We start from the raw sequence: 20,088 nt of genomic DNA on the forward strand, positions 1-20,088 counted from the left end.
TCTTACGAATACTTGGTGCCGTTGGCCGGAATCGAACTGGCGACCTTCACATTACGAATGTGCTGCTCTACCAACTGAGCTACAACGGCGAAGACCCACATTCTACAAACAATGCACAAAATTTGCTAGTGTCAACGCGAACTTTTTTGCATTTTTTTAGCGGCCTGGCTGCAGGCCGCTGAAAATCGTGGAAAAGTGCGGCTTTTTTACTCAGCGTGGTAGGCGGTGACGCGGGCCACTTCGTCTTTCGAGCCGAGGAACACGGGCACGCGCTGGTGCAGCTTGTGCGGGGCGATGTCCATGATGCGCTGCTGGCCATCGGTGGCGGCGCCGCCGGCTTGCTCCACGATGAAAGCCATCGGGTTCGCTTCGTACATCAGGCGCAGCTTGCCGGGCATCGACGTGTCGCGCAGGTCGGCCGGGTACATGAAGATGCCGCCGCGGTTCAGGATGCGGTGCACGTCGGCCACCATCGAGGCGATCCAGCGCATGTTGAAATTGGTGCCGCGCGGGCCTGTGTCGCCGGCCAGCAGTTCATCGACATAGCGTTTCACGGGCGGATGCCAGTGGCGCGCGTTCGACATATTGATGGCAAACTCCTTCGTCGTTGGCGGAATCTGCATATTGCTTTGCGTGAGGACCCACGAACCCATTTCGCGGTCCAGGGTGAAGCAGTTCACGCCATTGCCGAAGGTCAGCACCAGCATGGTTTGCGGACCATACACGGCGTAGCCGGCCGCCACTTGCTTGCTGCCGGCTTGCATGAAGTCCTGCTCCGTCGGCTCGCCCATGCCTTCCGGTGCCTTCAGCACCGAGAAAATGGTGCCGATGGAGACGTTGACGTCGATGTTCGACGAGCCATCCAATGGGTCGAACAGCAGCATGTATTCGCCCTTCGGATAGCGGTTCGGGATCGGGTGAATCGATTCCATCTCTTCCGACGCCATGGCCGCCAGGTGGCCACCCCATTCATTCGCTTCCAGCAAAATCTCGTTGGAGATGATGTCGAGCTTTTTCTGCACTTCGCCCTGCACGTTTTCCGTGTCGGCCGTGCCCAGCACCTCACCCAGCGCGCCCTTGCTGACGGCGTGGCTGATGGTTTTACAGGCGCGCGCGACGACTTCGATCAGCAGGCGCAGTTCGGCCGGAATGCTGTTGTTCGAGCGCTGCTCTTCAACCAGGTATTGCGTAAGACTGATGCGTTTCATGAAATCCCTCTGCTTTAATAGCTTTTTGATAAATTTTTTACGGTGTTAATTGGCCAATGCCTTGGAAACGACTTCCATCACATCATTCGACAAGCTGGCCTGGCCGGCAACTTTTTCCAGCGCGTCGCGCATGTGGCTTTGCAGCGCGGGCACGTAACGGCGCCAGCGGTCCATGGAGCGCGCCAGGCGGGCTGCCACTTGCGGGTTCAGGGCGTCGAGCGCGATGACTTGCTCGGCCCAGAAGGCGTAGCCGCTGCCGTCAGCCGCATGGAACTGCGACGGATTGCCGTTCGTGAAATTGAAGATCAGGCTGCGCGCGCGGTTCGGATTCTTCAAGGTGAAGGCCGGATGCGTCATCAGCTGGCGCACGGCTTGCACATCGGTCGTTGGCGCGGCCGCCTGCATGGCGAACCACTTGTCGACCACCAGCGCTTCGTTCTCGAAGTCGGCATAGAAACTGGCCAGCGCCGCCTGCGCATGCGCTGACGAACCCGAATGGATCAGGGCACCCAGCGCTGCTGCGCGGTCCGTCATGTTGCCGGCGCTGTCGAACTGCTGCTGCGCCAGGGCCAGTTCTTGCGCGTCCGGCGCGATCAGCAGATAGGACAGGGCCAGGTTTTTCAGCGCGCGCTTGCCCGCCGACAGGGCGTCGGGACTGTACTCGCCCGGCGTCTGGTTGGCGTGGTATTGCGCCAGCAGTTCAGGTTTCAAGGCGGCCGCAATCGTGCGGCGCATGAACTGGCGCGCCGCGTGGATCGCCTGCGGGTCGACTTGCGCCATGCGCTCGGCGATGATGGTTTCCGACGGCAGGATCAGGGCCAGTTCGCGGAAGGCAGGATCGAGCGTTTCGTCGGCAAGCAAGGCGCGTTGCGCTTCGATGAAGGTGTCGTCCAGCGCCAGGGGCTCGCCGGCGGCGACGGCGCCGGTCAGTTTCAGCAGGCGCTCCATAGCCAGGCGCTGGCCCGCTTCCCAGCGGTTGACCGGGTCGCTGTCGTGGCGGAACAGGTGCAGCAATTCCGCGTCGGTGTAATCGTATTCCAGCACCACGGGCGCGGAAAAGTCGCGCAGCAGCGACGGCACGGGCAACTCCGTCACATTCGTGAAGCGGAAAGTCTGCGACGCTTGCGTCAGTTCCAGCACAACGCTGGCAGCGCCGTTCGACACGACGCCATCGACGTGCAGCGGCAGGTCGCGGCCATCGGCGGCCAGCAAGCCGACGGTGACGGGAATGTGGAAAGGCAGTTTTTTCGGCTGGCCCGGTGTGGCGGGGCAGTTTTGCGCCAGGGTCAGCTCGAACGTCTGGCTGGCCGCATCGTAGCGCGTGGATGCCGTCACGACAGGTGTACCCGCCTGGCTGTACCAGCGCTCGAACTGGCTGAAGTCGCGGCCATTCGCGTCCGCCATGGCGGCGCGGAAGTCGTCGCACTGCACGGCCTGGCCATCGTGGCGCTCGAAATACAGGTCCATGCCCTTGCGGAAGCCGTCGCGGCCCACGAGGGTCTGGTACATGCGCACCACTTCGGCACCCTTTTCGTAGATCGTGACCGTATAAAAGTTATTGATCTCGACGAAGGAATCGGGACGCACGGGATGCGCCATCGGGCCCGCGTCTTCGGGGAACTGCGCCTGGCGCAGAGTACGCACCTGGTCGATGCGCGTGACGGCCCGGCCCGTGTCCGTACCGATCATGTCGGCCGAGAACTCCTGGTCGCGGAACACCGTCAAGCCTTCCTTCAGCGACAGCTGGAACCAGTCGCGGCACGTCACGCGGTTGCCGGTCCAGTTATGGAAGTATTCGTGGCCCACCACCGCTTCGATGCCCGCGTAATCGACGTCGGTTGCCACGCGCGAATTGGCCAGCACATACTTGGTATTGAAGATGTTCAGCCCCTTGTTTTCCATGGCGCCCATGTTGAAATCGCCCACGGCGACGATCATGAAACGGTCCAGGTCAAGTTCCAGGCCGAAACGCTCCTCGTCCCAGCGGATCGAGTTTTTCAGCGACTGCATGGCGTAGTCGGTTTTGTCGAGGTTGCCGTCTTCCACCCATACCTGCAGCAGCACTTCTCGGCCCGACTTCAGGGTATAGCGCTCTTCCTGGCATACCAGACGCGCCGCCACCAGGGCGAACAGGTAGGACGGCTTCTTGAACGGGTCTTCCCACTTGGCGTAATGGCGGCCATCGCCGAGGTCGCCCTCTTCGATCAGGTTGCCGTTCGACAACAGCACCGGGTACTTGTCCTTGTCAGCGCGCAGCATGACCGTGTACTTGGCCATCACATCCGGGCGGTCAGGGAAGAAGGTGATGCGGCGGAAGCCTTCCGCTTCGCACTGCGTGAAGAAATTATGGTTCGATACGTACAGGCCGGACAGCGAGGTATTGTCCTGCGGCGCCAGCACGGTTTCGATATCGAGCGTCACCTCCTCCGGGGCCTTGGGGATGGTCAGCATGCCGGCCGTCAGCTTGTACTGCGACGGCTTCAATACCTTGCCATTCAGGCGCACCAGCACCAGTTCGATGTGTTCGCCGTGCAATTCGATGCTGCGGCTGGTGCTGGCCGGGTTATGGCGCATGTGAATCCGGCTCGCCACCACTGTGCGGGCGGGATCGAGATCGAAACCAAGTTCGACGCTGTCGACCAGGAAGCTGGGCGGCGTGTAATCTTTGCGGTAAATCGTCTGAGGGCTGTCTGTGCGCATAGGGATTTGGGTGGGAGCGGAGGCAAAAGCCTATTTTACCAACACCAGCCCCCGATAGTCGCGATTCAGGCCAGGAATGTTGGATTCCCTTACACGCAGACATGTCAGGTAACATTCTGTAATAATGAATAGAAACAAATAGAACTATTCTTATAATACTAAGCGATGAATTGCGTCTACTAATCAGGAGGTCATGCAATGAAACGATATCTCACCATCATGATGGCCGCATTGACCGTGTTGCTCACCGGATGCGCCACCACCATACGCAGCGATGTGACCGTATTCCATGAGTGGCCTGCGCAATTGCAGGACAAATCGTATGCATTTGAAGCGCCGGCGGCCGAAGACGACACGCTGGAGTACCGCAGCTACCAGAACCTGGTGCGCGCGGAACTGGCCAAACACGGTTTCGGCGAAGCGTCCGGCCCTGCGGCAGCCAATTTGCGCGTGGCGATGCAGTTTTCCACCGTCGACTACCCTGAACGCGTGCTGCAAGCGTCCGATCCATTCTGGTATGGCCCCGGCTACTGGCCTGGCCGCTACGGCTACCGCTACGGCGCCTGGCCAGGCTACAGTCGCTTTGGCTATAACCCCTACTGGTATGGCCCGATGGACGTGGAAGAAAGCGTGCGCCATAAATACGAACGCGAATTGCGCGTGACGATCAATGACCGCAACGGCAAGAAACTCTATGACGTGACCGTGCAATCGACCAGCAACAAGCGCGCCACGTCGCAGGTGATGCCCGCCATGGTCGCCAGCGCCTTTGCCGACTTCCCCGGCCAGAGCGGCGTGCCCCGTAAAGTGGAAGTCAAGGTGGAATAATTACGTGGCAATACAAAAAACCGGCTGGCGCATCGCTGCGCAAGCCGGTTTTTTTATGTCTACGAATAATACGCTTCGGCGGCAAAGGTCAGCGCGCCAATCAGGGCCACGGCCAATAGCAGCACGATCAGCAGGCGGCCGAACTTTGGCGTCCCATCATTGCCGCCGCTCATGGCACGATGATGGTCGAACCGGTCGTCTTGCGCCCTTCCAGGTCCGTGTGCGCCTGGGCGATATGGGCCAGGCTGTAGCGCTGGTTGATCTCGATCTGCACTTCGCCGCTGCTGACGACGCCGAACAGCGAGGTCGCCATCTCTTCCAGGTTCGCGCGGTTCGAGGCATAGCTGAACAGGGCAGGACGCGTGATGAAGAGCGAACCGCGCGACGCCAGTTCGCTCAAAGTGAAGGCCGGCACGGGACCGGACGCGTTGCCGAAGCTGACCATCATGCCCAGCGGCGCCAGGCAGTCGAGCGAACCCGTGAACGTATCCTTGCCGATGGAATCGTAGACGACGGAGACGCCCTTGCCGCCCGTGATCTCGCGCACGCGCTCGACGAAGTTTTCCGTGTTGTAGTTGATGACATGGGCCGCGCCATGCGCCTTGGCCAGCGCCGCCTTTTCATCGGAACCGGCCGTGCCGATCAGATTCACGCCCAGCACCTTGGCCCACTGGCAGGCGATCAGGCCCACGCCGCCCGCGGCCGCGTGGAACAGGATGGTATCGCCCGCCTTCAGGGCCACCGTGCGATGAAACAGGTATTGCACCGTCAAGCCTTGCAGCATCATGGCGGCGGCCGTATCGAAGCCTATGCGCTCGGGCAACACCAGCAGCAGGGCCGCCGGCAGGTTGCGCTGCTGCGCATACGCGCCATTGATGCGCGCCGCATACGCCACCCGGTCGCCCACCTTCACTTCCGTGACGCCCTCGCCCACCGCCTCGACGATGCCCGCCCCCTCGACACCGAGGCCATTGGGCAGCGGCTGCGGATACAAGCCCGTGCGGAAATACACATCGATGAAATTGAGGCCGATGGCCTCGTGCTTGACGCGCGCCTCGCCGGGACCCGGCGGCGGCAGTTCCACATCCACATATTCCATCACGTCCGGGCCGCCCACGCGCTGTACGCGGATGGCTTTGGTGGTAATCGTTGCGCTCACAATATGCTCCTTGAAGAAGAATCGGGAAAACGTCAGGCGGCAGCGCTGGCCCGCGCCTGCAATTGCGACAGCACCAGGTGCGCCGACGACAGATTGGTCGCGCACGCCACGTTGTGCACGTCGCAGGCGCGCACCAGGGCATTGATGTCCGGCTCATGCGGCTGCGGCGTCATCGGGTCGCGCAGGAAGATCACGCAATCGATCAAGCCTTCCACCAGCAGCGAGCCGATCTGCAAGTCGCCGCCGAACGGGCCGGAATGCTTGCGCTCGACCGCCAGGCCCAGCTCATTGATCAGGCGGCCGCCCGTGGTGCCCGTGGCCGACAGTTCGCAACCCTTCAAAAAGTCCAGGTATTCGCCCGCCAGGGTAATCATGTCATCTTTTTTCTTGTCGTGGGCAATCAGGGCGATGCGTGTTTTCATGGTGGGGACATTTTCAGTGGGTGGAGGAATTATTTCTTTTTCGACAGCAAGTAAATGCCGGCCAATACCAGGCTGGTGCCAGCCAGTTGCCAGTTGGTGATCGGTTCATCGAGGATCATGGCGCCCAGGAACAGGGTCGACACGGGGCCTATCATGCCGGCCTGCGAAGCGACGGGTGCGCCGATGCGCTCGACGGCGATCATCGTCATGAAGACGGGCATCACCGTGCAGAAGATGCCATTGAGCAAAGACAAGCCGTACACGGGCATGGGCTGGATCAGCAGCTCGACGGGGCGCAGGATGAAGAATTGGGCGATGCAGGCAAAGCTGGCCACGCACATGGCATAGCTGACGAGCCGCATCGAGCCGATGCGTTTCACCAGCTCTCCCGAACCGAGCAGGTACACGGCATACGCACAGGCCGAGCCCAGCACCAGGGTCGAGCCCAGCGCCACATTGCTGGCGCCGCCCTGCAAGTCATGCACGAACACCAGCACGATACCGCAGTAGGAGGTGAACAGGGCCAGCCATTGCAGGCGGCTGATGCGCTGCTTGAAGTACACAGTGGTAATCAGGAGCACGAAAGTAGGCGTAAGGAACAGGATCAGGCGCTCCAGGCCCACGGAAATGTATTGCAGGCCCAGGAAATCCAGATAGCTGGACAGGTAGTAGCCGACGAGGCCCAGCCCGACGAGGCGCCAACGGTCGCTGTTTGACAGCGGCGGCTCCGTGCGCATCTTCCAGCAGGCGATGACGGCGAACACGGGCAGCGAAAAGATCATCCTGAAGGCGATCAGGGTGACGGCGTCGATCTGGTAGCGGTACAGCAGCTTGGCGACGATGGCCTTGGTGGAAAACAGTACCGCCCCGCCCACGGCGATGGCCAGGCCACCGAGGTAGACGGAACGGGGAATCGATGAAGGGGATGCTTGCGGGGAACTGGAGCTCATGCCCAGATTGTAAGGCAAAAGCCGGGGCCAGACCCGGCGGGACTCGGCGTCCCCGTCTGGCCCCGAATAAAACCGGCGGCGGATTAAGAGACCACCACCGCCGCCGCACCCGCCGTCACCGTCGCCGTCGTCACGCGCGCAATCACGTTCGACGGCGCCGCCGTGCCGACCAGTTTATTCACCTGCTTGAACTGCGCCACCAGCTTGCCCGGCGTCAAGGTCACCACCGTGTAGCCCTGCGCATCCGTGTTCAAATGCTTGATCCACGGGTTGTTGCCCAGGCCGGATAATTGCTGCGCCAGGCCCAGCAGGGTTGCACTGAAGTCAGTGCTCGCCTTCAAGCCAGCCTGCACGGCAGCGACAGTCGCGTCCAGTTGCGCTTCCGGCACACCCTTGGCAGCCAGGGCGCCGCGCAGCTGCACGCGCAACTGTTCCAGCAGGCTGTCGACGGTGGGCGCCGCCTTGCCCATGGTGTAATCGAGCAGGTTGATGTCGAGATTGACCGTGCCCAGGCCCGTGACGGGAATGGCCAGCGGATAGCTGACGAGGGTACCGATATCGCCCATGCTGCCGGCGGCCGACTTCAGGTAGCTGAAGAAGGAATCGGAGCTGACGCCAGCCGACACCAGGTCCACCATGACGGGCGTGCCGCCGCCGGCCGCGTCGAAATCGTCGCTGACCGTGCCCGCAAAAAACGAGTGGATATCGCCCGTGATGGCCACCACGTTGCCGATGGCATTGGTTTTCAGGTGCGCCATCAGGTTCTTGCGCTCGCTGTTGTAGCCATCCCACTGGTCACAATTGAGCAGGAAGCGCGTGAAGAATGGCGTCAGCGCCGCTTGCTGGCCGGAAGCGGCGACAAAGCTCGATGCGGCGCCCTTGGCCTGCACGTCGGGCTTGATCCAGCCGAAGGCGATCACTTGCGCGGCGGCGGCCGGCGAGCCGCTGTTGTAGGCAGCCACCGTGATGCCGGCCTGGGCCGCGCTCAAACCGGCGCCCACGGCAGCGGCGCCCTGCGCGCCGGCGTTCGCTGCGGCGCCGGCAATCGCCATGGCGGCGGCCTGCGCCACGCTTGACGATGCGCCTGCCGTCGAGGCCGCCACGATGGCGGACGCCAGCGGCACGCTGCCGCCCACCAATGGCAGGGTGCTGGCGATGGCTTTGCCCACGTTGGCCATGGCGCCCAGGGCCAGCAAGGTGGCAATCGCATCCGTGCCATTCAAGCCCATGCGCAGCAACGACACTTCATTGCCCCACAGCTTCCAGGTCGACGTGGCAGCCTTCATCTTGCCCTTCCACCAGTCGCGCTGCGTGCTGCCCAGCATGCCCACTGCCGCCAGCGGATCGGCGCCGGCCTTAGTGGCGGCCGCCATTTTCTGCCCTTCCACGCTGTCGAACAGCGCTTGCGGCACCAGGTAGCGGCTGCCGATACTGCCCAGCGGCTTGCCCGTGGCGGGATTGATGGTCGACTCGGCGATCGCATGGTCGGCGCGGTACAGGCGCTCGTCCGTCATCACCAGCTGCATCAATTTGCCGAACTGGAAATCGCGGTAAATCTGGATATTCTGGAAGGTCGTCGCGGCCGCGTCGAACGTAACGTCGGCCGGCATGTATTCGAACCACGCCTGGTTGGCGCTGCGGCGGCGGGCCGGCTGGTGCAAGTCGCTGCCGTCGGCCGCCACGATGCCTTCATAGGTGGACGCATCCTGCCAGGCGTCGTCCGTGAATTCGTGGTCATCCCAGATGGCGATGAAGGCAAAACGCTCGTGCACGGCTTGCAGGCGCGCATCGGTGCGGTATTTCTTGTACAGATAGCGGTAATCGGCCACGGTAGTCGCGTATTTGGCGCCGGACGTGCCGCTTTTATACGTGCCGTCAGGCAATTTCAGCTGGTCGTGGCGGCTTTCCACGGCGCCGCTCTGGAAGGCCTCGCCCACCGTTTCATAGATGTAATCACCCAGGTGGACGATAAAATCGAGCGATTCGTTGGCGGCGATGTGCGACAGCGCCCCCCAGTGGTTGATGCTCCAGTCCTGGCACGTCAGGTAAGCAAATTGCAGCTGGGCAACGTCGCTGGTTGCGGCGGGCGCCGTCTTGAAGCGGCCCACGTTCGAGCGCACGTCGCCGGCGATGAATTGGTAAAAGTACACCTGGCCCGGCTGCAAGCCCGTCACCTTGTGGCGCAGGGTATTGTCGAAATCGGCTTTCAGCGGCAATTTCGCATCGACGATGGGTGTGCCGGCCAGGGCCGTGTTGCCGCCCAGGGCGGCCGTATTGTCGCTGGCGCTGACGATCAGGCGCACGGCAACCTCTTCCTTGCCGGCCACGGCGGGCGCGACGGCGTCGAAACTGGCTGGCACGACGCGCGTCCACAACATGGCGCTGTCGGCGCGCGGGTCGCCCGAAGCCACGCTTTGCGGGAATTTCCAGTCGCTGCCCGAGGCCAGCGGCACGCCAGGATCGCTGTAATCGGTGCTGCCGCAGGCGGCGAGGCCGACAGTGGCCACGGAGACGGTAATAAAGCCGCCCAATTTCAGAAATTGCCGCCTGTCCATTTGACTTGCCATGATGTCGCGCCCTCGATATGGTAAAAGCGCGTCACTTTAGCAACAGATTGTGTCATCCTGATGACGGGGCCGCGCCGCTTCGCAGGGGGCCGATATGCTAAAATGTCGGCCACAATTGAACACCCGTCTAAGGAAGATTCGACATGGCAGGACATAGCAAATGGGCCAATATCAAGCATAAAAAGGCTGCCACCGATGCCAAGCGCGGCAAAATCTGGACGCGCCTGATCAAGGAAATCACGGTCGCGGCCCGCATGGGCGGCGCCGACGCCATCACCAATCCGCGCCTGCGCCTGGCCGTCGACAAGGCCGCCGATGCGAACATGCCAAAAGACAACGTCCAGCGCGCGATCAACCGCGGCAGCGGCGGCGTCGATGGCGCCAACTATGAAGAAGTGCGCTACGAAGGCTACGGCGTGGGCGGCGCGGCCGTCATCGTCGAATGCATGACCGACAACAAGGTGCGCACGGTGGCCGAGGTACGCAACGCCTTCAACAAGAATGGCGGCAACATGGGCAACGAAGGCTCGGTCGCCTTCATGTTCCAGCACTGCGGCCAGCTGCTGTTCGCGCCAGGCACCGATGAAGACAAGCTGATGGAAGCGGCCCTGGAAGCGGGCGCCGACGACGTCATCGCCGATGAAGAGGGCGGCTTCGAAGTGGTCACTCCCGTGCATGATTTCGCCGCCGTCAAGGAAGCGCTGGAAGCGGCCGGCTTCAAGGCCGAAGTGGCCGAAGTCATCATGAAACCGGCGACGGAAACCGTCTACACGGGCGACGACGCCATCAAGATGCAAAAGCTGATCGATGCGCTGGAGCTGCTGGACGACGTGCAGGAAGTATTTACGAACGCCCTGATCGAAAACTAGGCACGGGGTAAAAAAGTCCATGGCGGCGTTGCATGGCCTCGCCGTACTAGCCGTACTGTCTTCGGCCATGCGCCTTGCCCTGAACATTTTTACCGCGTGCCAGGCAATATGTTAAACAAGGGCGGCACTGCCGCCCTGCAACCCACACTGAACGAACGGTTCCTATGAAAATTCTGGTAGTCGGCTCTGGCGGCCGCGAACACGCCCTGGCCTGGAAACTGGCCCAGTCCGAACGCATACAGATGGTGTATGTTGCGCCGGGCAACGGCGGCACCGCGCGCGATGCGCGCCTGGTCAATCTCGACATCAGCGACCCGCAATTGCTGGCCGACTTCGTTCAACAGGAACACATCGGCCTGACGGTCGTCGGCCCGGAAGTGCCGCTGGCAGCGGGCATCGTCAACCTGTTCCGCTCGCGCGGCCTGAAAATCTTCGGCCCGACGAAAGAAGCGGCACAGCTGGAATCGTCGAAGGACTTCGCCAAGGCCTTCATGCAGCGCCACGGCATCCCGACAGCCGCTTACCAGACCTTCTCCGACGTCGCTCCCGCGCACGCCTATGTCGACGCCATCGGCGCGCCGATCGTCATCAAGGCCGACGGCCTGGCCGCCGGCAAGGGCGTCGTCGTTGCCATGACCCTGGAAGAAGCGCATCAGGCGGTCGACATGATGCTGTCCGATAACCAGTTCGGCGACGCCGGCGCGCGCATCGTCATCGAGGAATTCCTCGCCGGCGAAGAAGCGAGCTTCATCGTCATGTGCGACGGCAAGAACATCCTGCCGCTGGCCACCAGCCAGGACCACAAACGCCTGAAAGACCATGACCAGGGCCCGAACACGGGTGGCATGGGCGCGTATTCGCCGGCACCCATCGTCACGCCGGCCATGCATGCGCGCGTCATGCGCGAAATCATCGTGCCGACCATCCAGGGCATGGCCAAGGACGGCATCACGTTCACGGGCTTCCTGTATGCGGGCCTGATGATCGACGACAAGGGCACGCCGAAGACCTTGGAGTTCAACTGCCGCATGGGCGACCCGGAAACGCAGCCCATCATGGCGCGCCTGAAGACCGACCTGGTGACCGTCATGGAACACGCCGTCAACGGCACGCTCGACGCCGTGGAACTGGAATGGGACCGCCGCACGGCCGTTGGCGTGGTGATGGCCGCCGCCGGCTACCCGGACGATCCCGTCAAGGGCACGTCCATCGGCGACATCCCGGCCGAAACGCATGATTCCGTCACCTTCCATGCCGGCACCCGCATCGAGGGCGAACGCCTGGTGACCAACGGCGGCCGCGTGCTGTGCGTGGTGGGCCTGGGCGACAGCATCAAGATGGCGCAGAAACAGGCATATGAAACCGTGGAAAAAATCCATTTCGACGGCGCGCAGTACCGCCGCGACATCGGCTGGCGCGGCCTGAAGCACTAAGCACGCCACAGGCGGCAAACGGCAGGGCCGGCGCGGAATGCATCCGCCCCGGCCCTGTTTTGATTGGCGCGCCAGGAAAGCGGACCTTGCGCTAAGATTTTGCCTTTCAGACAAAGTTGCAACCCATGACCAGCCACGTCCATCCCGCCCTCGCTCAGGTACGCCAACTCCGCCTGATCACGGACAATGAACTCGACGACGCCATCGCCGAACTGGAAATCCTCGCCCTGGACGAGGAAGACGACGTCGACATGCCACGACTGGCCGCCGGCGCCGGTCCCGCCGAGGCCCTGGCATGGCTGCTGCGCACTGACCTGCTGCCACAGGACGACTTCCTGCGGCGCGTACAGGATCTGCCGCGCCGGCATGGCGGCGAAGCCCTGCTCGAGCGCCAGCAACTGGCCGCCGACGCGCTAAAGCTGGTCAACGGCCAGGCCATCGACACCCTGTACGACGAAGACCTGATCAACCAGTGGCAGCGCGATGCCGCCCACGCCAGCTTGCCGGAGAAGCGCCTGCTCGCCTCGCCGATTGACGCCCTGCGCGAGATGCTCCGGCAAGGCACCTTGACGGCGCAGCAATTCGAGCTACTGCGCACGCGCCAGCACGGCTCGGAGCTGGGCCGCATCATCGTCGATGGCGCCGCGCGCCAGGCCCGCCGGGAACGCCCCGCCTATGCGCGCCCGGGAACGTGGGTGATGGCCGCGCTGCTGGTTCTGGTACTGGCCTTTGCCGGCCGCGCCATCGTCTCCTGGCAGGCACCCTCCCCCACCGCAGCCCCCGTCACCGGGCAGGGCGTCGAGCGGCCCGACTTGCAGCAGCGCGCCGTGCACGCCGTGGAAAGCGCGCGCCTGCCCGGCGCCGGCGCGGATCTGTCCATCACGGTGGTGCAGGACGATGCCACGCCACCGGCACGCTGATCCACAACACAAACGCACAGCGCAAGCGCCGCCCTATCACAAAAACGCGTAACAGGGTACAATCCGTCCTTAATTTTTTATTTCGGCCTCGTCGGCCCACGCGATGTCGTCAACTCCCTCTCCTTCGGCCGTCAAGGCCTATTTGCTCGATTTGCAAAGCCGTATCGTGCAGGCGCTCGAAGCGCAGGACGGCAAGCCCTTCCTGACCGACGCCTGGCAGCGCCCCGAGGGCGGCGGCGGCATTTCGCGGCTGATCGAGGAAGGCAATGTGTTCGAGCGTGGCGGCGTGAATTTTTCGCACGTCACCGGCGCCGCATTGCCGCCATCGGCAGCGGCCGCGCGCCCTGAACTCGGTGGCAAGGCGTGGGAGGCGATGGGCGTGTCGCTGGTGCTGCATCCGCGTAATCCGTATGCGCCCACGGTGCACATGAATGTGCGTTTCTTCACCACCGTGAATGCCGATGGCGAACCCGTATGGTGGTTCGGCGGCGGCATGGACCTGACGCCGTATTATGGCGACGCGGGCGACGTGAAGCACTTTCACCAGGTGTGCCATGATGCGCTGGCGCCGTTTGGCGAGGAACTGCATCCGAAGTTCAAGCAGTGGTGCGACGATTACTTCTACCTGAAGCACCGGCGCGAAGCGCGCGGCGCGGGTGGTATTTTCTTCGACGATTTCAATGCCCTGGGCTTTGACGACAGCTTTGCGATGATGCGCAGCGCCGGCGACGCCTTCATCGACGCCTATGTGCCGATCCTGGCGCGCCGCAAGGACACGCCCTACGGCGAACGCGAACGCGACTTCCAGTGCTACCGGCGCGGACGCTATGTCGAGTTCAACCTGGTGTTCGACCGCGGCACCCTGTTCGGCCTGCAGTCGGGCGGACGCACCGAGGCGATCCTGATGTCGATGCCGCCCGTGGTCAAGTGGCGCTACGACTGGCACCCGGAAGCGGGCAGTCCCGAAGCGGCGTTGTATACTGACTTCCTCGTGCATCGCGACTGGCTGCAGGCGTGAATCCAGGTAGCAGGGCATGCGTGGCGCTGCTCGGTGGCAGCTACGATCCGGTGCATATGGGCCATGTCGCGCTGGGCACGCATTTTTCCAGCCTGCTGCACGCCGATGAACTGCGCGTGATTCCGGCGGGCGCGCCCTGGCAAAAAGGCAATCTGGGCGCCACCGGCCAGCAGCGCGCCGAGATGGCCGGCCTGGCGTTTGCCGGCCTGCCCCTGCCGGTCGTGATCGACCGCCAGGAAATCGCGCGCAGCGAACATGGCCAGGCCAGCTACACCATCGATACCTTGCGCCAGGTACGCGCCGAGCTGGGCCCGCGCGCTTCCATCGTTTTCCTGATGGGCGCAGACCAGCTGCAGCGGCTCGCGACATGGCGCGAATGGCAGCAATTATTTGAATACGCGCATATCTGCGTCGCGGCCCGCCCCGGCTTCGCGCTGAATGACACCGCAGTGCCGCAAGTGGTCGCCGAAGAATTTTCGCGCCGCCTGGGGTCACTGGAAAGCATCCGCAACACGCCGCACGGTCTGACTTATCTGGCACAGGACTTCGCGGTGGATATCTCCGCCACCGAAATACGTGCGGCATTACAACGGGGGAATCGGGCAAACCCGCTTGTTTCCCCGCTAGTGCTAGACTATATTGAACAACATAATTTATACAAAAGCTAAATGGACATCAAAAAACTGCAAACCCTCGTCGTTGACGCCCTTGAAGACGTCAAAGGCCAAGACATCGCCGTCTTCGAAACGAGTCACCTGACCAGCCTGTTCGACCGCATCGCGATCGTTTCCGGTACCTCGAACCGTCAAACCAAGGCGCTGGCCGCCTCGGTGCGCAACAAGGTCAAGGACGCCGGCGGCGACATCATCGGCATGGAAGGCGAGGACACCGGTGAATGGGTGTTGGTCGATCTGGGCGACATGATCGTCCACATCATGCAAGCGCCTATCCGCGCCTACTACCGCCTGGAAGAAATCTGGGGCGATACCCCGGTCAAGCTGGGTGCCGCCAAGCGCGCGCCGAAAAAAGCGGCCGGCGACGAACCGAAGAAGGTCAGCGGCCATCTGGCAGCAAGCAAGGCCAATGTGGAAGCGACGCCCGTGATCGAGAAAAAGGCGCCTGCCAAGAAAGCTGCGGCAACCACCGCCGCCAAGAAAGCCCCGGCGAAAAAAGCCACTGCTTCCAAAGCCGTCGGCAAGACCGTGAAAGTCGCGCCAACCAAGACCGAAGCGGCCGCAGTGAAAGCCCTGAAAGCGCTGCCGGAGAAAAAAGTGCGCGCCCCACGCGCGGCCAAGCCGGCAGCCGATGCTGCACCGGCAAAAACCGTGATCAAGCGTATCAAAAAAGTCGAAGCGTAAGCCTCGATGCAGCTCATCATCGCTGCGGTCGGCCATAAAATGCCGGCCTGGATAGAGACGGGCTTCGCGGAATACGCGAAGCGCATGCCGCCGGAATTGCGCATCGTGCTGAAAGAAATCAAGCCGGTGGAGCGTTCCGGCAGCAAGACCGCCGCCACGGCGATGGCGCTGGAACGCGAACGCATCGAAGCCGTCCTGCCCAAGGGCGTGCGCATCATCGCCCTCGACGAACGCGGCAAGGACCTGACCAGCGTCGGCCTGTCGCAGCAGCTGATGGCGTGGCAGCAGGATGGCCGCGACACGGCCTTCCTGATCGGCGGCGCCGACGGCCTCGATCCGCAACTCAAGGCACGTGCCGAAGGCATGCTGCGCATTTCCAGCATGACCCTGCCGCACGGCGTGGTGCGCGTAATCCTCGCCGAGCAGCTGTACCGCGCCTGGTCGATCACGCAAAACCACCCCTACCACCGCGTCTGAACTCCCCCATGAAACCGGCCGACAACAAGATCTATCTCGCCTCCAAAAGCCCGCGCCGGCGCGAACTGCTGCGCCAGATCGGCGTCGATTTCGAGTTGCTGCTGCTGCGCAGCGACGGCCCGCGCGGCGCCGACGTCACCGAGGAAGTCTTCCCCGGCGAGTCGGCGCTCGACTATGTGGCCCGCGTGGCGAATGAAAAAGCCGCCTTCGCCTGGGACCTGGTGCGCCGCCGCCACCTGACGCCGCGCCCCGTGCTGGCGGCCGACACCACCGTCACCATCGACGGCGTCATCCTCGGCAAGCCGGCCGACCGGGCCGAGGCCGTGGCCATGCTGCAGCAGCTGTCAGGCCGCACGCACGAGGTGCTCACCTCGATCGCCGTGCACTACAAGGATGTCGCCGAGCAGCGTACGCAGATTTCGCAAGTGCGCTTCGGCGTGCTGTCGCCCGCCTCGATCGCCGCGTATTGCGCCACGCCGGAACCGTACGACAAGGCCGGCGGCTATGGCATCCAGGGCAGCGCCGCGCTGTTCGTCGAGCACATCGAAGGCAGCCATTCCGGCATCATGGGCCTGCCCCTGTACGAAACTGCACAGTTGCTACGACTGGCAGGTTTGCCCCTGCCCTGATCGGGTATGATGTCATTCGTTGCCTCCACTCCCGCGCCTCCATGAACGAAGACATCCTGATCAATATCACGCCGCAAGAAACGCGCGTCGCCCTCATCCTGCAGGGCGCCGTGCAGGAATTGCACATCGAGCGCACGCTCACGCGCGGCCTGGCCGGCAATGTGTATTCCGGCAAAGTGGTGCGCGTATTGCCGGGCATGCAGTCGGCCTTCATCGACATCGGCCTGGAACGGGCCGCCTTTCTGCACGTGGCCGACATCTGGGAAGCGCGCGGCCACGACGGCCAGAACGCCACGCCGGCGCCCATCGAGAAAATCCTGTTTGACGGCCAGGTACTGACGGTACAGGTAATCAAGGACCCGATCGGCACCAAGGGCGCGCGCCTGTCGACGCAGATTTCCATCGCCGGGCGCATGCTGGTGTACCTGCCGCAGGACAAGCACATCGGCATCTCGCAGAAGATCGAGAAGGAAGCGGAGCGCGAGCAGCTGCGCGTGCGCCTGCAAAGCCTGCTGCCCACCGATGAAAAGGGCGGCTACATCGTGCGCACCATGGCTGAAGACGCGTCCGACGCGGACTTGAAGGCGGACGTCGACTACCTGAGAAAAACCTGGAGCACGATCACGCACGGTGCGCGCACGCGCCCCGCCACCAGCCTGCTGCACCAGGACTTGAGCCTGGCCCAACGCGTGCTGCGCGACTTCGTCGGCGATGAAACGGCCACCATCCAGGTCGATTCACGCGAAAACTACGTGAAATTGCGCGAATTCGCGGAAATCTACACGCCCAGCGAACTGACGCGCCTGCAGCACTACACGGGCGAGCGCCCCCTGTTCGACCTGTACGGCGTGGAAGAGGAAATCCTGCGCGCCCTGGGCCGCCGGGTCGACCTGAAATCGGGCGGCTACCTGATCGTCGACCAGACGGAAGCGATGACCACCATCGACGTCAACACGGGCGGCTTCGTCGGCGGACGCAATTTTGCCGACACGATTTTCAAGACCAACCTGGAAGCGGCGCACGCCATCGCGCGCCAGCTGCGCCTGCGCAATCTGGGCGGCATCATCATCCTCGACTTCATCGACATGGACAACGCCGAGCACCGCAACGCCGTGCTGGCCGAACTGAAACGCACCCTGTCGCGCGACCGCACCAAGGTCTCGGTGAGCAATTTCTCGCCGCTGGGCCTGGTGGAAATGACGCGCAAGCGCACGCGCGAATCGCTGGCCCATATCCTGTGCGAACCGTGCCCGGCCTGCGCCGGCAAGGGACAAGTCAAGACCTCGCGCACGATCTGCTATGAAATCCTGCGCGAACTGCTACGCGAAGCGAAACAATTCAACCCGCGCGAATTCCGCATCCTCGCCTCGCAGGAAGTCGTGGATTTATTCCTCGAGGAAGAATCGCAGCACCTGGCCATGCTGGGCGATTTCATCGGCAAGAAGATTTCGCTGCAGGTGGAGAATGCCTACCACCAGGAGCAGTACGACGTGATCCTGATGTAGTCATGCCGGGCACCACCGCCTTCTGGCGCGACCCGTCTCTCCCTCACGTGGAGAGCCGGCGCGCCTGCCACAGCCGGGCTTGCTACAAGCCCCACAGCCATCCCACGTTTTCCATCGGCGCCGTCGACTCTGGCGGCAGCATCTTCACGGGCAGCAAAGACGGCAAGGTCGCACTCGGCAATGGCAGCCTGGTGCTGGTGCCGGCCGGCTGCGTACACGCCTGCAATCCCCTGCCTGACGCCCTGTGGAGCTATCAGATGCTGCATCTCGATGCGCAATGGCTGCAGGCACACGCGCCGGCGCTCGATGGCGATACGGCGGCGGTGTTGCACTGCCCGCTGCTGTACGCGCAGTTTTGCGCCATGAATGCGCTGCTGTTTTCAACGGCCGGCGCGGCGGAGAAAAATGCGGCGCTGCTGGCGTTTCTGGTCGCCTGCACCAGCGTCTGTGCGGATCTGCTGCCTTCGGAACGCAATCCGGTGCCGCAGCAGCTGGCGCCCGTGCTCGCAACGCTGCAGGGCCAGCCCTCGGCCAGCCTGCGACAACTGGCGGAGGCGGCTGGCCTGAGCCCGTATCAATTGATCCGCGCCTTTCGCGCCGCCACGGGCCTGACGCCGCATGCCTACCAGCTGAATATGCACGTCAACCGCGCGCGCAGCCGCTTGCAGGCCGGGACGGCGTTGGCGCAACTGGCGCATGAGCTGGGTTTTGCCGACCAGAGCCACCTGCAGCGCGTGTTCAAGGCGCATGCGGGCATCACGCCGGGACGCTATCGCGGCCAGGGCAGCTAGAACACCTGCAATTTTCTTCAATACAGGCTGTCGCCAGCCCCGGCATACTCGCGCATCGCCATTGCCGGAGCCAAACTCCATGCAGGATTTTCTCTTCATCGCCGCCGCCCACTTTCTTTCCCTGCTGTCGCCCGGTCCCGATTTTTTCCTGATCGCGCGCACCTCGCTGGCCCACGGCTGGCGCGGCGCCGCCGGCACGTGCGTGGGCATTACCGTGGCCAATGCGGTGTTTATCGTGGCGGCGTTTGCGGGACTATCGGTGCTGCGGGCGGGCAGCACGGCATTCATGCTGGTGCGGCTGGCGGGATGCGCCTATCTGCTGTACCTGGGCTGGCTGTTCCTGCGCCATGCGGGCAAGAGCAGCCTGGAGGCAAAGCCCGCCACCGGCAAGGCGCGCTGGCGCGGCGGTGTCGCGATGGGGTTTGTCTCCGCCATCCTGAACCCGAAGAATGCGCTGTTCTATGTCAGCCTGGCCACCGTGCTGGCCGCCAGGCAGACGAGTCCCGTTGCGATGGTGGCGTATGGCGCGTGGATGGTCTTTGCCGTGCTGGCGTGGGATATGGCGGTGGCGCTGGCCATCGGCAGCGCCGCCCTGCGGCAGCGCTTTGCGCGCGCGCTGCCGTCGCTGGAACGGCTGTCGGGCGTGATGCTGATCGTGCTGGCGCTGGTACTGCTGGCGGATCAGGCTGGCAGCGGGTCCAGATAAAACACGGCATACACTTTCAAGGGCGTGGTTTCCGTCGCCTTTTCCGAGCGCACGACGGAGCAGTCGTCTGCCGCCAGGCTGCGCCAGTTCTGGATGCCCGCCTTGGCGAACATGGCGTGCGCGGGGGCATTCGCGGCCAGGTCCAGCACCAGGCAGGCGTTGCGCGGGCCGGCGCCGTAGTTGACGGCGCGAATTTCAATGCCGAAGGTCGTCATCCACGGCTCCCACAAGCCTTTTTCCTTGCCGGCGGCCATGCGCTCCAGCATCTCGCCAAAGCTCAAGCCTTTCTTGACGGTGCTGCGCAGGGCTTCCAGCGACGGCGCCAGGCGGGGGTCGGGCTGCTTGTTGCCGGCACGAATCTCGGCGATCGCCTTCAATTCCTTGATGATGGCCGCATCGCGCTCCGTGTAATCGCGCATGCGCGCGTAAAACTCGGCATCGAGGAAGGGATTGACGGTCAGCTTGGCGACACCCTCTTCGCGGCGTTTCGGGGAAGGCGTGTTGGTTTTGGTCATGGCGATAGAGGGGCAAAATACGTTGAGGGGCGC

General features: G+C 63.2%; 19 protein-coding genes and 1 tRNA gene. 12 read left to right on the forward strand and 8 right to left on the reverse strand.

Going from position 1 to position 20,088, the window contains the following annotated elements; genetic code table 11:
* Positions 1 to 13: 13 nt before the first annotated feature.
* The 3 genes from O0879_RS14575 to pepN all read right to left on the reverse strand — a co-directional run bounded on the left by O0879_RS14575 (position 14) and on the right by pepN (position 3,908).
* Positions 14 to 89 (reverse strand) — tRNA-Thr (locus tag O0879_RS14575).
* Positions 90 to 206: 117 nt separating this feature from the next.
* The gene (locus tag O0879_RS14580) at positions 207 to 1,208 is read right to left on the reverse strand and encodes a class 1 fructose-bisphosphatase (RefSeq protein WP_077408194.1); all 1,002 of its coding nucleotides are present in this window, start codon (positions 1,206 to 1,208) and stop codon (positions 207 to 209) included.
* 45 nt (positions 1,209 to 1,253) lie between these two features.
* Complete coding sequence (gene pepN / locus O0879_RS14585) at positions 1,254 to 3,908, reverse strand: aminopeptidase N (RefSeq protein WP_289917049.1); 2,655 nt, start codon at positions 3,906 to 3,908, stop codon at positions 1,254 to 1,256.
* Between the two features lie 198 nt (positions 3,909 to 4,106).
* On the opposite strand from pepN, the gene O0879_RS14590 reads away from it, so the two are divergent.
* A complete protein-coding gene (locus O0879_RS14590; protein WP_289903733.1) occupies positions 4,107 to 4,736 on the forward strand; it encodes a DUF4136 domain-containing protein in 630 nt (209 codons plus the stop codon).
* A gap of 169 nt (positions 4,737 to 4,905) precedes the next feature.
* Here the strand turns inward: O0879_RS14590 and O0879_RS14595 are convergent, their stop codons facing one another.
* The 4 genes from O0879_RS14595 to O0879_RS14610 form a co-directional block, all read right to left on the reverse strand.
* Positions 4,906 to 5,835, reverse strand: coding sequence for a quinone oxidoreductase (locus tag O0879_RS14595; RefSeq protein ID WP_289917879.1), 930 nt, complete (start codon positions 5,833 to 5,835; stop codon positions 4,906 to 4,908).
* Positions 5,836 to 5,927: 92 nt separating this feature from the next.
* Complete coding sequence (locus O0879_RS14600) at positions 5,928 to 6,317, reverse strand: methylglyoxal synthase (RefSeq protein WP_034786684.1); 390 nt, start codon at positions 6,315 to 6,317, stop codon at positions 5,928 to 5,930.
* A 29-nt stretch (positions 6,318 to 6,346) separates the two neighbouring features.
* Entirely contained in the window at positions 6,347 to 7,267 is a 921-nt protein-coding gene (locus O0879_RS14605; protein WP_289917050.1) for a DMT family transporter, read from the reverse strand.
* A gap of 83 nt (positions 7,268 to 7,350) precedes the next feature.
* Complete coding sequence (locus O0879_RS14610; RefSeq protein WP_289917053.1) at positions 7,351 to 9,834, reverse strand: alkaline phosphatase D family protein; 2,484 nt, start codon at positions 9,832 to 9,834, stop codon at positions 7,351 to 7,353.
* A 143-nt stretch (positions 9,835 to 9,977) separates the two neighbouring features.
* Here O0879_RS14610 and O0879_RS14615 point away from each other — a divergent pair, with 143 nt between their 5' ends.
* From O0879_RS14615 to O0879_RS14665, 11 genes are all read left to right on the forward strand, one after another.
* A complete protein-coding gene (locus O0879_RS14615; protein WP_077408206.1) occupies positions 9,978 to 10,703 on the forward strand; it encodes a YebC/PmpR family DNA-binding transcriptional regulator in 726 nt (241 codons plus the stop codon).
* Between the two features lie 164 nt (positions 10,704 to 10,867).
* A complete protein-coding gene (purD, locus tag O0879_RS14620; protein WP_289917055.1) occupies positions 10,868 to 12,136 on the forward strand; it encodes a phosphoribosylamine--glycine ligase in 1,269 nt (422 codons plus the stop codon).
* Between the two features lie 125 nt (positions 12,137 to 12,261).
* Positions 12,262 to 13,056 carry a hypothetical protein gene (locus O0879_RS14625; protein WP_289917057.1) on the forward strand — a complete coding sequence of 265 codons (795 nt, stop codon included), beginning with the start codon at positions 12,262 to 12,264 and terminating at the stop codon, positions 13,054 to 13,056.
* A gap of 103 nt (positions 13,057 to 13,159) precedes the next feature.
* The gene (gene hemF, locus O0879_RS14630) at positions 13,160 to 14,074 is read left to right on the forward strand and encodes an oxygen-dependent coproporphyrinogen oxidase (RefSeq protein ID WP_251350553.1); all 915 of its coding nucleotides are present in this window, start codon (positions 13,160 to 13,162) and stop codon (positions 14,072 to 14,074) included.
* Positions 14,075 to 14,094: 20 nt separating this feature from the next.
* A complete protein-coding gene (gene nadD, locus O0879_RS14635; protein ID WP_289917061.1) occupies positions 14,095 to 14,742 on the forward strand; it encodes a nicotinate (nicotinamide) nucleotide adenylyltransferase in 648 nt (215 codons plus the stop codon).
* Positions 14,743 to 15,432 carry a ribosome silencing factor gene (rsfS, locus tag O0879_RS14640; protein ID WP_289903725.1) on the forward strand — a complete coding sequence of 230 codons (690 nt, stop codon included), beginning with the start codon at positions 14,743 to 14,745 and terminating at the stop codon, positions 15,430 to 15,432.
* A 6-nt stretch (positions 15,433 to 15,438) separates the two neighbouring features.
* Positions 15,439 to 15,909, forward strand: coding sequence for a 23S rRNA (pseudouridine(1915)-N(3))-methyltransferase RlmH (rlmH, locus tag O0879_RS14645; RefSeq protein WP_034747108.1), 471 nt, complete (start codon positions 15,439 to 15,441; stop codon positions 15,907 to 15,909).
* A gap of 8 nt (positions 15,910 to 15,917) precedes the next feature.
* The gene (locus O0879_RS14650; protein ID WP_289917063.1) at positions 15,918 to 16,538 is read left to right on the forward strand and encodes a Maf family protein; all 621 of its coding nucleotides are present in this window, start codon (positions 15,918 to 15,920) and stop codon (positions 16,536 to 16,538) included.
* Between the two features lie 41 nt (positions 16,539 to 16,579).
* Complete coding sequence (rng, locus tag O0879_RS14655; RefSeq protein ID WP_099666686.1) at positions 16,580 to 18,043, forward strand: ribonuclease G; 1,464 nt, start codon at positions 16,580 to 16,582, stop codon at positions 18,041 to 18,043.
* A gap of 2 nt (positions 18,044 to 18,045) precedes the next feature.
* A complete protein-coding gene (locus O0879_RS14660) occupies positions 18,046 to 18,834 on the forward strand; it encodes an AraC family transcriptional regulator (protein ID WP_289917065.1) in 789 nt (262 codons plus the stop codon).
* Between the two features lie 79 nt (positions 18,835 to 18,913).
* The gene (locus O0879_RS14665) at positions 18,914 to 19,540 is read left to right on the forward strand and encodes a LysE family translocator (protein ID WP_251350544.1); all 627 of its coding nucleotides are present in this window, start codon (positions 18,914 to 18,916) and stop codon (positions 19,538 to 19,540) included.
* On the opposite strand, the gene O0879_RS14670 is transcribed toward O0879_RS14665, so the two are convergent.
* Complete coding sequence (locus O0879_RS14670; protein WP_077408222.1) at positions 19,516 to 20,055, reverse strand: hypothetical protein; 540 nt, start codon at positions 20,053 to 20,055, stop codon at positions 19,516 to 19,518. The genes O0879_RS14665 and O0879_RS14670 overlap by 25 nt on opposite strands.
* Positions 20,056 to 20,088 lie beyond the last annotated feature (33 nt).

The organism is Janthinobacterium sp. SUN120 (assembly GCF_030397735.1).
GTDB classification, from domain to species: Bacteria; Pseudomonadota; Gammaproteobacteria; order Burkholderiales; family Burkholderiaceae_D; genus Janthinobacterium; species Janthinobacterium kumbetense.

Coding starts and splice junctions, on each gene's coding strand:
- O0879_RS14580 (WP_077408194.1), bottom strand. CDS start 1,208: ATGAAACGCATCAGTCTTACGCAATACCTGGTTGAAGAGCAGCGCTCG.
- pepN (WP_289917049.1), bottom strand. CDS start 3,908: ATGCGCACAGACAGCCCTCAGACGATTTACCGCAAAGATTACACGCCG.
- O0879_RS14590 (WP_289903733.1), top strand. CDS start 4,107: ATGAAACGATATCTCACCATCATGATGGCCGCATTGACCGTGTTGCTC.
- O0879_RS14595 (WP_289917879.1), bottom strand. CDS start 5,835: ATGGAATATGTGGATGTGGAACTGCCGCCGCCGGGTCCCGGCGAGGCG.
- O0879_RS14600 (WP_034786684.1), bottom strand. CDS start 6,317: ATGAAAACACGCATCGCCCTGATTGCCCACGACAAGAAAAAAGATGAC.
- O0879_RS14605 (WP_289917050.1), bottom strand. CDS start 7,267: ATGAGCTCCAGTTCCCCGCAAGCATCCCCTTCATCGATTCCCCGTTCC.
- O0879_RS14610 (WP_289917053.1), bottom strand. CDS start 9,834: ATGGCAAGTCAAATGGACAGGCGGCAATTTCTGAAATTGGGCGGCTTT.
- O0879_RS14615 (WP_077408206.1), top strand. CDS start 9,978: ATGGCAGGACATAGCAAATGGGCCAATATCAAGCATAAAAAGGCTGCC.
- purD (WP_289917055.1), top strand. CDS start 10,868: ATGAAAATTCTGGTAGTCGGCTCTGGCGGCCGCGAACACGCCCTGGCC.
- O0879_RS14625 (WP_289917057.1), top strand. CDS start 12,262: ATGACCAGCCACGTCCATCCCGCCCTCGCTCAGGTACGCCAACTCCGC.
- hemF (WP_251350553.1), top strand. CDS start 13,160: ATGTCGTCAACTCCCTCTCCTTCGGCCGTCAAGGCCTATTTGCTCGAT.
- rsfS (WP_289903725.1), top strand. CDS start 14,743: ATGGACATCAAAAAACTGCAAACCCTCGTCGTTGACGCCCTTGAAGAC.
- rlmH (WP_034747108.1), top strand. CDS start 15,439: ATGCAGCTCATCATCGCTGCGGTCGGCCATAAAATGCCGGCCTGGATA.
- O0879_RS14650 (WP_289917063.1), top strand. CDS start 15,918: ATGAAACCGGCCGACAACAAGATCTATCTCGCCTCCAAAAGCCCGCGC.
- rng (WP_099666686.1), top strand. CDS start 16,580: ATGAACGAAGACATCCTGATCAATATCACGCCGCAAGAAACGCGCGTC.
- O0879_RS14660 (WP_289917065.1), top strand. CDS start 18,046: ATGCCGGGCACCACCGCCTTCTGGCGCGACCCGTCTCTCCCTCACGTG.
- O0879_RS14665 (WP_251350544.1), top strand. CDS start 18,914: ATGCAGGATTTTCTCTTCATCGCCGCCGCCCACTTTCTTTCCCTGCTG.
- O0879_RS14670 (WP_077408222.1), bottom strand. CDS start 20,055: ATGACCAAAACCAACACGCCTTCCCCGAAACGCCGCGAAGAGGGTGTC.